At 35.3% G+C, this 1761-nt stretch carries 3 protein-coding genes; all 3 read right to left on the bottom strand.

Features of this window, described 5'->3' with window-relative positions:
- Positions 1–76: 76 nt before the first annotated feature.
- Positions 77–232 (bottom strand): hypothetical protein, encoded by a 156-nt coding sequence (locus L2764_RS27035; protein ID WP_248943423.1) that lies wholly within the window; start codon positions 230–232, stop codon positions 77–79.
- A 15-nt stretch (positions 233–247) separates the two neighbouring features.
- Complete coding sequence (locus L2764_RS27030) at positions 248–811, bottom strand: DUF2913 family protein (protein WP_248943421.1); 564 nt, start codon at positions 809–811, stop codon at positions 248–250.
- 358 nt (positions 812–1169) lie between these two features.
- A complete protein-coding gene (locus L2764_RS27025; RefSeq protein WP_248943419.1) occupies positions 1170–1496 on the bottom strand; it encodes an alpha/beta fold hydrolase in 327 nt (108 codons plus the stop codon).
- Positions 1497–1761: the final 265 nt, after the last annotated feature.

Here is a 1761-nt window from a genome sequence, read left to right as displayed (position 1 = left end):
GCGGTGCGCCAAGTCAGCGAAATAAGCTAAAAAAGGCGAGTTGGGACGATGATTACAGGGCAAAAGTTTTCTTTGGTTAATTATCCGACAAAGTATGCTCCCGCCCTGCTCTTTCAACACACGCTAACGGTTTTTTGTACTCTTTGGCTAATTCGTTTGCTCTGACCCATTCGAAGCGATCGTACACTTCCTCTGCTTTTAAAACCCGAATACTCGTCGCATCGTAAGCCATATTACGTCCTTGATTTTATTGAATCGATTTCAATACAATATCGCCCTTTATTTCAGTTTCTTCAACCACAAAGAGAGAAGTATTTTTAATCACTTCAATTATAGCAGAGGTCTTTTTGGGGTTTGTTAACATCATAAGTGGGATTATTTGATTACCTTTATCATCAAATCCTTTTTCAATATCAGACTGGTACATATAGATGAAATTGGGTTTCCTACTCTCATCCTTGCGAATGAAACGACTATCTATTTTCAATTTAATTTTCAACGTTTCAAGTACATCGAATAGATTTCTAGCGTTTGTAGCTTCTTGATCAAGATCTTCATTTATTTTCTTAATCTCAATCAGTTTCAGCTCAAGATCACCTTTTGTCTTGCGGCCAATTGCAATGAACCTTTTGAGTTCGTTTTTAAGGCTACTGTATTCAGGATCTTTTATTTTTGGTTTTAAATGCTGGACTAGGATTTGATTACGCTTAGGTGTAGGAATAAAACGAGAGCTTTCATCGCAATTCAAATAAAGGTGAATCAAAGAATGCTCAACCAATCCATTGAGTGAGTCTTTATACGTTTCGTTCAAGCCAGAATACCTTTACGACTAAAAAAAGAGACTTATCCTATCATTTTAGACACTTAAGCTCCATTTTTGATTGAACAGCCAAAGTGGTGAAATTCACTAACTATTGGCATTCCGTTTTAGAGGTTTTTTTGCTAAGATAAGTGTTCATTTCAGAGCTTATCTTACTATTTTTCCTCGAAATACAAAGTCGCTGTTATGGCAAGTTAGTAATGTCACATTGTTGGGCAAAGTAGATATGTCACATTCAAACTATTAGCTATCCCCTAATCCTCTATAAACTTACTTATAATACGGTTAAACTTAACTGGGTTTTCAAGAAACATGAAATGCTTCCCTCCTTCACGCTCTTCAAAAATGACTAATATTGAATTTGTCTGTGTAACCATTTTTGAGAACTAATCGGTGTGAGGCTTGCGGCACCACTGATAATTAATGTAGGTAATGTTATTCGTGGGAAAACATCTCGAAAATCATCATAAAGAGTACTGGCCACGATAGCTGCTCCTATTTGACAAGAGAAATTAGCATTAACTCTATATAACATTTGTTTATCTTCCTCTCTAATATTGGAAGAGATTTGTCTATTTAGCATTATTTGCTTGATGCTATCGCCATTTGCTCCTGATAATGCATTAATGTAATCCATTGCAGAAACAGAATCGACAATTGAGCCATAATATTGCAACTCTTTAGCTGTCCAGAGAGGATTACTTAATAATACAGGAATGCGGTCAATAAGAATTAACTTATACAGTAAATCATTGCCAAATAATTCTAAAAAGCAAAAAATAACGCCCGCGCCATTACCATGCCCGACTAAAATTACTTGTTTTAACGATAGTAAGTGCTTAACTAAAAGTTATCGTATATTTTGACGGATAATTATCCATGATGTTTTTTACACTCTCTTTGAGTGCATCAAAAGTGATAAAATCATGGCAAGATAACCA

This window comes from Shewanella surugensis (assembly GCF_023284005.1).
GTDB classification, from domain to species: Bacteria; Pseudomonadota; Gammaproteobacteria; order Enterobacterales; family Shewanellaceae; genus Shewanella; species Shewanella surugensis.
This window is presented reverse-complemented; position numbering and strand designations above follow the sequence as displayed.

What these genes read in the sequence shown, in the direction of transcription:
- L2764_RS27035 (WP_248943423.1), bottom strand. Translation starts at nt 232, where the DNA reads ATGGCTTACGATGCGACGAGTATTCGGGTTTTAAAAGCAGAGGAAGTG.